8 protein-coding genes are annotated in these 8,904 nt (G+C 26.6%); all 8 read left to right on the forward strand.

Going from position 1 to position 8,904, the window contains the following annotated elements; genetic code table 11:
• Positions 1-77: 77 nt before the first annotated feature.
• Positions 78-968 carry a YegS/Rv2252/BmrU family lipid kinase gene (locus Q0V09_RS04875; protein WP_297404621.1) on the forward strand — a complete coding sequence of 297 codons (891 nt, stop codon included), beginning with the start codon at positions 78-80 and terminating at the stop codon, positions 966-968.
• Between the two features lie 78 nt (positions 969-1,046).
• On the forward strand, positions 1,047-2,315 hold the full coding sequence (gene murF / locus Q0V09_RS04880) for a UDP-N-acetylmuramoyl-tripeptide--D-alanyl-D-alanine ligase (RefSeq protein ID WP_297487432.1): 1,269 nt from the start codon (positions 1,047-1,049) through the stop codon (positions 2,313-2,315).
• Between the two features lie 13 nt (positions 2,316-2,328).
• The gene (gene mraY, locus Q0V09_RS04885) at positions 2,329-3,417 is read left to right on the forward strand and encodes a phospho-N-acetylmuramoyl-pentapeptide-transferase (protein WP_297404624.1); all 1,089 of its coding nucleotides are present in this window, start codon (positions 2,329-2,331) and stop codon (positions 3,415-3,417) included.
• A 57-nt stretch (positions 3,418-3,474) separates the two neighbouring features.
• Positions 3,475-4,782: a UDP-N-acetylmuramoyl-L-alanine--D-glutamate ligase gene (gene murD / locus Q0V09_RS04890; protein WP_297404626.1), complete on the forward strand. Its 1,308-nt coding sequence runs from the start codon at positions 3,475-3,477 to the stop codon at positions 4,780-4,782.
• A gap of 11 nt (positions 4,783-4,793) precedes the next feature.
• On the forward strand, positions 4,794-5,867 hold the full coding sequence (gene murG / locus Q0V09_RS04895) for an undecaprenyldiphospho-muramoylpentapeptide beta-N-acetylglucosaminyltransferase (protein ID WP_297404628.1): 1,074 nt from the start codon (positions 4,794-4,796) through the stop codon (positions 5,865-5,867).
• Complete coding sequence (gene murC, locus Q0V09_RS04900) at positions 5,867-7,195, forward strand: UDP-N-acetylmuramate--L-alanine ligase (protein WP_297404629.1); 1,329 nt, start codon at positions 5,867-5,869, stop codon at positions 7,193-7,195. The genes murG and murC overlap by 1 nt, the downstream gene beginning before the upstream one ends.
• 13 nt (positions 7,196-7,208) lie before the next feature.
• Positions 7,209-8,051 carry a UDP-N-acetylmuramate dehydrogenase gene (gene murB / locus Q0V09_RS04905; protein ID WP_297487434.1) on the forward strand — a complete coding sequence of 281 codons (843 nt, stop codon included), beginning with the start codon at positions 7,209-7,211 and terminating at the stop codon, positions 8,049-8,051.
• Positions 8,052-8,071: 20 nt separating this feature from the next.
• Positions 8,072-8,904 (forward strand): D-alanine--D-alanine ligase (locus Q0V09_RS04910; RefSeq protein ID WP_297487436.1); only part of this gene is annotated, 833 nt, incomplete at its 3' end.

An 8,904-nucleotide genomic window follows, 5' to 3' on the forward strand; every position in this document is an offset into this window, starting at 1 on the left:
GTACTTGGGGGGCAGCCCCCTGGGAGGATAGGAAGTTGCCAATCTTTTTTTTATACACTGATATTTTGGAGGCTAATATGAAAATATTAAAAAAAGCGAAATTAATATATAATCCAGTATCTGGTGGGGGAAAAATCTTAAAGAAATTAGATGAAATTTTTAAAATTTATCAAGAGTTTGATTATATTTTAGATGTTTTTAGAATTTCTAAAGATTGTGAAAAAGATAATGTTTTAATTAATATAGAAGAATACGATCATTTTTTGATTTCTGGTGGAGACGGAACAGTAAATAGTTTTGTAAATTTATTAAAAATAAATGATATAGATATTCCAATAGGGATACTTCCAACAGGAACTGCAAATGATTTTGCAAAAGTTTTAAATATGCCTCAAAATATAGAGATGGCCTGTAGAAAAATTTTAAACTCTAAAGCAAGTTTTATTGATTTAGGAAAAATAAATAATAATTATTTTATAAATATAGCAAGTGCTGGAGTTTTTTCAACAATTTCTCAATCTACAGATAGAAATATGATTAAGGCAATGGGGAAGTTAGCATATATACTAAATGGAATAAAAGAGATGAGTAAAATAAAAAAAATGAAAATTATTATTGAAAGTAAAGAATATACAGCATTACTTGATATTGTTTCAATACTTGTTTTTAATGGTAAATGTGCAGGTAACTTTCCTTTAGCATATAATGCTAAAGTAGATGATGGATTACTTGATATTTTAATTTTAAAGCCAGACTTCATAACAGATGTTCCTGAAATGACAGCAGCTTTAGCTACAAAAACTCATTTAGAAAAAGAGTTTCATTCTTTTAAATATTTTCAAACAAAAAAACTTAAAATAGTTGGAACAGAAAATTATCATACTGATATTGATGGAGAAGTAGGTCCAGATTTACCATTAACAATAGAGTGTATTTCTAATGGATTAAGAATATTAGGAATTAGTTAAAAAGAGATAAAAAAAATTTGAAAAAAAGACTATAAAAATGTTAAAATGTAGAGAAATCATGTAAAGGGGAAATTAAGATTGGATACATTAAATAGAATTTTAATAAAATATTTTAAACGTGATCTAGAAAAAGTGACTGGAGTTCAAATTGATAGTTCAAAAGTAGAAAAAGGTGATTTATTCTTTGCAATTAATGGAGGGAATAATTATATTAATGATGCACTTGAAAGAGGAGCTTCACTGATTATTGGAGATAATAGATCTTTAATAAATGATGATAAAGTTATTAAAGTGGAGAATACAATAGAAATTCTACAAGAATTAGCAAAAATATATATTAAAAATTTAAAAGTTAAAGTTATAGGAATAACAGGAAGTGAAGGGAAAACAACAACTAAAGATATAATATTTAGTGTTTTATCAGAAAAGTATAGATGTATAAAAACTCAAGGTAATTATAATAATCAAATAGGGTTGCCATTTACAATATTTTCATTGAGAGATGAGGATCAAGTGGCTATATTGGAAATGGGAATGAGTAGCTTTGGAGAGATAGAAAGATTATGTGAAATAGCAAAACCAGATTTTGCAGTGATAACAAATATAGGAGACTCTCATTTGGAGTTTTTAATAAATAGAGAAAATGTTTTTAAAGCCAAGACAGAACTTTTAAAATATGTATTAGAAGAAAATGTTATTATCTACGGGGATGATTTTTATTTACAAAACTTAAATGGAATAAAAGTTGGGCAAGATAATAATAATAATTATATAATATCAGATGTTATCTCAACATTTGCAGGAGTTAATTTTTCATTGAATAATGAAAAATATAGTATTCCATTAAATGGAATACATAATTGTTTAAATTCAAGCTTTGCCATTGTTATGGGAAAATTATTGAATTTAAATATAAAAGAGATTCAAAAAGGTTTATCTAATATTAAATTAACAAATATGAGATTTGAAAAAATTTATAAATCAGATAAAATTTATATTAATGATGCATATAATGCTAGTCCTGTTTCTATGAAAGCATCAATAGATACTTTTAGAGATTTACCAACAGAGATGGATAAACTAATGTTTTTAGGGGATATGTTAGAGTTAGGTGAGAATGAAATAGCTTATCATAAAGATATTTTAGATTATTGTTTAAAAATGAAAGATATAAAAGTTTTTATTTATGGAGAAAGAATGAAAAAAGCTTTAGATATCTTAAGGACAGATAAAATTAAATATATTTCGGATAAAGAAGAGATGATAAAAATAATTCAACCACTTAAAGAGGTAATAATTTTGCTTAAAGGTTCAAGAGGAATGAAATTAGAAGAAATAATAATTTAAAGGGGTAGTTAAGATGCTTTATTTATTAGCAAGTTGTACAACAGCATTAGAAGGATTAAAATCAATCTATTTAAGAAGTTTTTTAGCCTTTATAATGTCATTTTTATTTGTTTTAGTGATTGGGAAACCATTTATAAAATATTTAAAAAAGAAAAAATTTGGTGAAGAAATAAGAGAAGAGGGGCCAGTAAGTCATTTTTCAAAAAAAGGAACTCCTACAATGGGAGGGATTTTAATAATACTAGGAACACTATTTACAGTATTTTTAGTTGGAGATATAACAAACAAGTTTGTCATATTTATGACAATAGTGACATTACTATTTAGTAGTATAGGTTTTATAGATGATTATAAAAAATTTACAGTTAACAAAAAAGGACTTTCTGGAAAGAAAAAACTTTTAGGCCAATGTTTAATTTCTATAGGAACATGGTATTTTATAGATAAATTTGGATTAACAGGAAATCAAAGATTGGATTTTTCAATAGTTAATCCACTGATACCAAATAGCACGTTATATATTGGTGGGATATTAATGTTTTTATTGATAGCATTAATATTGATGGGAACATCAAATGCAGTTAATATAACTGATGGATTAGATGGCCTTGCAATAATGCCTGTAATAATAAGTGCAACAGTATTGGGAATATTAACATATTTCACAGGTAATATTGAATTAAGTAGACATTTGAATTTATATTATACAATTGGAATAGGAGAATTAACAGTCTTTTTATCTGCATTAATTGGCTCTGGATTTGGATTTTTATGGTATAATTTTTATCCTGCACAAATTTTTATGGGAGATACGGGATCTCTTACTTTAGGTGGTATTTTAGGAGTGGTAGCAATACTTTTAAAACAGGAGTTATTATTACCAGTTATTGGTGGAATATTTGTTTTAGAAGCAATTTCTGTAATTTTACAAGTAGGTTCATTTAAAATAAGAGGGAAAAGAGTATTTCGTATGGCTCCGATTCATCATCATTTTGAATTAAAAGGATTACCAGAAACAAAGGTAACAATGAGATTTTGGATAATTGCATTATTTTTAGGGATGATGGCTTTGGGAATAGTAAGAATGAGAGGTATACTATAACAAACCACAGTGATTTCACTGTGGTTTTTGTTGTTTAAAATTAAGGAGGAAAAGGCCATGAAAAAAGGGATGGTTTTTGGAGCGGGAGTAAGTGGATTAGGAGCAAAAGATATATTAATAAAAATGGGATATGAAGTTATCTTAGTTGATGATAAAATAGCAATGACTTCAAAAGAAGCATTGGAAAAGTTAAAAGAGATAGATATTTTCATTAAAAGTCCTGGAGTACCATATACTGAATTAGTGAAAAAAGTAAAAGAGATGAATATAGAGATTATTGATGAAATAGAACTTGGATATAGATATAAAATACAAAAGCAAATTCCAGGAAAAATAATAGCTATAACAGGAACAAATGGAAAAACAACAGTAACTACAAAAATAACAGAACTTTTGAATTTTTCAGGTTTTAAAGCAAAATTTTGTGGAAATATAGGTGTTTCTTTTTCTAAAACATTAATTGAAAATGAAAAAATAGATTATTTTGTATTGGAATTAAGCTCTTATCAACTTGAAAATATTAAAGAATTTAAAGCAGATATAGCAATGATAATAAATTTAGCACCAGATCATTTAAATAGATATAAAGATGAAGAGCATTATTATGATACAAAATTCAATATAATAAATAATCAAACTAAAGAGGATCTTTTTATTTTAAATGTTAATTGTGATAATTTAATGAAGAGGGCTCCAAAGATAAAATCGAAAATTTCTTTAATTGGATTAGATAAAAAAATGGAAAATCAACAAGGGTATATAAAAGACGGATTTTTAATTTATGAAAATGAAAATATCCTAGATATATCTCGTGTATCATTAAAAGGAAAACATAACTTAGAAAACATGTTATTCATTGTATCAACTGTTAAATATTTAGGAGTATCTAATAATAAAATAAGAGAGTTTTTATATAATACAACAAGTTTAGAACATAGAATGGAAATATTTTATAATTATGGTTTAAATAAATTTGTAAATGATTCTAAAGGAACTAATATAGAATCAACAAAATTTGCTATAGAAGCATATAATAGTCCAATATTAATTTGTGGTGGTGTAGATAAAAAGTTAGACTTAAAACCACTGGCAAAAATAATTAAAGAAAAAGTAAAAGAGGTTTATTTAATAGGAGAGATAGCAGATAAACTTGAAAATGAATTAAAAGAGATTAATTATGATAATAGTAAAATTTTTAATTTGAAAGAATTAGAAAATGTAGTAATTAAATTAAAAGAAAATCTTAAAGAAGATGCTGAAAATATAGTTTTATTTTCACCAACAACAGCAAGTTTTGATCAGTTTAAAAATTTTGAAATGAGAGGAAAAATATTTAAAGAACTTATTTTTAAATATTTTAAATAGAAAGGAAAAAAATGAAAAAAGTGCTTATAACAACAGGAGGAACGGGAGGCCATATTTACCCAGCTCTTTCTGTAGGGAAAAAATTAAAAGATAAAGGAATAGATGTCGTTTTTGTTGGAAGTTCAACAAGAATGGAAAAAGATATAGTTCCAAGTGAAGGATATAAATTTAAAGGTATAGATGTTTATCCCTTTAACAATTTTAAAAAAATATTCACTAATATAAAATCTATTTTTCAGGGAATAAAAATAGTAAGAGAAGAAAATCCAGAAATTATTATAGGATTTGGAAATTATATATCAATTCCTACATTAATAGCAGGATTTCTTCTTAAAAAAAAGATTTATTTGCAAGAACAGAACTCTGATTTAGGTTTGGCAAATAAATTATTTTATAAATTAGCAAAAAAATGTTTTTTAGCTTTTGATGCAACATATGAAGAGATTGCAATAAAAGATCAACATAAATTTTTAGTTACAGGAAATCCATTGAGAGAAGATATATACAATATGGATAAAACAAAAGAGAGAGAAAGGCTAAAAATAGGAAAAGATGAAAAAGTGCTTCTAATAACAGGTGGAAGTTTAGGCGCAAAATCAATTAATGAAGCAGTTATAAAACATTTAAAAGACATTTATAAAGAGAAAAATTTAAGAGTTTATTGGGCAACTGGAGATAAAAATTTTAATGAAATTAATGAAAAATTAGAAGATCAGCAAATAAAAGTTAGTGATATAATAAAACCTTATTTTAATAATATGATAAATATAATGGCAGCAGCAGATTTAGTCGTTTGTAGAGCTGGAGCATCAACAGTTTCTGAGTTAATTCAATTGGAAAAACCAGCGATATTAATTCCTTACAACTCAATAAAAGTTGGACAATATAAAGTTGGTCAGATTTTAGCAGAAAATGAAGCAGCATTAATGTATAATGATAGTAAGGCAAATGAAGCACTAGAAAAATCTCTAGAGTTAATAAAAGATGATGAAGAGTTAAAGAGAATGAGTAAAAAAGCTAAAAGTTTGAAAAAAAGTAATTCAGCAGAGAGAATTGTTGAGTGTTTAGATATTTGGAGGAATTGATGGAAAAAATATACTTTATTGGAATTAGTGGAATTGGAATGAGTGGACTTGCAAAAATAATGAAATTAAAGGGATATGAAGTTTTAGGAGCAGACTTATCTAGAAACTATGTAACTGAGGAATTAGAAGGTTTGGGAATAAAAATATATTCAGAACATAATGGTGAAAATATAGAGGGAGTTGATTTAATAGTTGCTTCAAGTGCTATTAAGGAAAGTAATCCAGAGCTTATAATAGCGAAAGAAAAAGGTATTAAAATATTAAAAAGAGGAGAATTATTAGCCCTTTTAATGAATAAAGAAAAAGGAATAGCTGTTGCAGGAACTCATGGAAAAACTACAACAAGTTCAATGTTAGGTTCTCTACTGTTGGATATAGATCCAACAATTGTTGTAGGAGGAATACTTCCAGAAATAGGTTCTAATGCACGTGGAGGAAAAAGTGATATATTTATAGCTGAAGCTGATGAAAGTGACAACTCTTTTTTACATATTTTTCCAGAGATTTCAATTATAACTAATATAGAAGCAGATCATCTTGAAAATCATGGAAGTTTAGAGAATATTAAAAAATCCTTTACTCAATTTATGAATCAAACTAAAAAAGAGATATTAATTTGTAAGGATTGTAAAGAGGCAGTAAATTTAACGAAAGATAGAGAAAACATTTTAACATATAGTATTTTTGATAAAACAGCAGATATATATGCTGAAAATATAAGAATAGAAAATGAAAAAACTGTATTTGAAGTATATATAGAAGGTAAAGAGTTTGGAACTTTTGCTTTATTAATACCAGGAAATCATAATATACAAAATGTATTACCAGTAATATACTTAGCTAATGAATTTGGAATAACAGCAAAAAGAATAAATGAGAAGTTATCATTATTTAAAGGCGCTAAAAGAAGATATGATGTTTTATATAATTCAGATACTATAAAAATAGTGGATGATTATGCTCATCATCCAACAGAAATAAGAGCTACAATTCAAGGCGCAAAAACTATAGAAAAAAATAGAACAGTAGCAATATTTGAACCTCATAGATATAGCAGAGTTAAGTTTCTATTAGAAGATTTTAAAAATAGTTTCGATGGTATAGATGAAGTTATTTTACTTCCTGTTTATAGTGCAGGTGAAAAAAATGACTTTGGTGTAACCTTAGAAGGGCTAAAAGAAAAGATAGGTCACAAACATTGTTCTATTATAAATGATAAATTAGAGATAGAGAAGATAATATTAAAAGAGAAAAAACCTGTAACATTTTTATTTATGGGTGCAGGAAGTGTTTCAGCATTAGCCCACAGTATAGTTGACAAAATGTAAGGAGAAACAAAATATGAAAGTATATAAAAATCATTTTATGAAAGAACATTCTAATATGAAAATTGGTGGGATAGCCAAGGAGTATATTGAAATAGAGAGTAAAGAAGAAGTATTAGATATTATAAAAAACAAGGAAAATATTTTTATCATTGGTAATGGAACAAACACTTTATTAGGTGATGGAAATTTAGATAAAACTTTTGTTTCTTTGAAAAATATAGATTATATAAAAGAGATAAAAATAGGAGAAATTGAGGTTGGTGCAGGTCTTGATTTTAGTAAATTAATTGAGTATATGGAGGAAAAAAATTATTCTGGAATAGAAAATTTAGCAGGAATTCCAGGAACTGTTGGTGGATTGGTCTTTATGAATGGTGGAGCTCACGGAACAGAGATTTTTGATGCTATTACTCAAGTTGAAATAATAGATGAGTTTGGAAATTTAAGAAAAATAAATAAAGAAAATCTTGAAATCTCTTATAGAGTGACAGAGATAAAAAAGAAAAAATGGATTGTAATAAGCGCTACATTTCAGTTTTCTCAAGGGTTTAAAAAGGATATTGTAGAAAAATTCAAATTAAAAAGAAATGAAAATCATCCTTTAAATGAACCTAATTTAGGAAGTACTTTTAAAAATCCAGATGGAAAATTTTCAGCAAGATTAATTATTGATTCAGGATTACAAGGAAAACAAGTAGGAGATGCTCAAATTTCAATGATTCATCCTAATTTTATCGTAAACAAAGGAAATGCAAAGTTTTCAGATATAATAAGATTAATAGAAGAAGTAAAAAAAGGTGTGAAAGAAAAAACAGGAATTGAATTAGAAGAAGAAATTATAATTGTAAACGATTAGAATTAGGAGGAATAGGCATAATGAGAATTGCAGTAGTTATGGGTGGAATAACATCAGAAAGAGAAGTTTCTTTAAGAAGTGGACAGGCAGTTTTAGATAGTTTAATTGGGCAAGGGTATAATGCCTTTAAAATAGATTTAACACATGAAAATATGGTATCAGCTTTTACAGAAAATCAATTTGATTTAGCCTATTTAGTTTTACATGGTGAATATGGTGAGGATGGAAGAGTTCAAGGCCTTTTAGATATGTTAGGAAAGAAATATACAGGTTCTGGTATGACAGGAAGTGCAGTGGCTATGGATAAAATATTAACTAAAATAATAGCTAAAGATTTAGGAATTAGAATTCCAAAAACATATGAAAAAGTTAAAGATGTCAAAGGGTATCCAGTTGTAATTAAACCAGCTAAAGAGGGGTCAAGTGTGGGACTTTATATTTGTGAAAATGAAAATGAAGCAAATCTAGCTATGGAAAATTTAAAAAATAAAGAACCTTTAATAGAAGAGTATATTAAAGGGGAAGAGCTAACAGCAGGAATATTAGGAAGTGAAAAATTAGGAGTAGTAAGAATAAAACCTAAATCAGGATTGTATGATTATGAATCTAAATATACAGTTGGGATGACTGAATATGAGTGTCCTGCTCAAATAGATTTAAAAATATATGAAGAGGTTTTAGAATGGGCAAAAAAAATTCATGATAAATTAGGATTATTAGGAGTTACTAGAAGTGATTTTCTATTAAAAGATGGGAAAGCATATTTCTTAGAAGTAAATACTTGTCCAGGAATGACAGTAACTAGCTTGGCTCCAAAATTAGCAGGATTAAAAGGATATACATTTGATACTTT

The sequence above is a fragment of the uncultured Cetobacterium sp. genome (assembly GCF_947039425.1).
In the GTDB taxonomy this organism is placed as follows: Bacteria; Fusobacteriota; Fusobacteriia; order Fusobacteriales; family Fusobacteriaceae; genus Cetobacterium_A.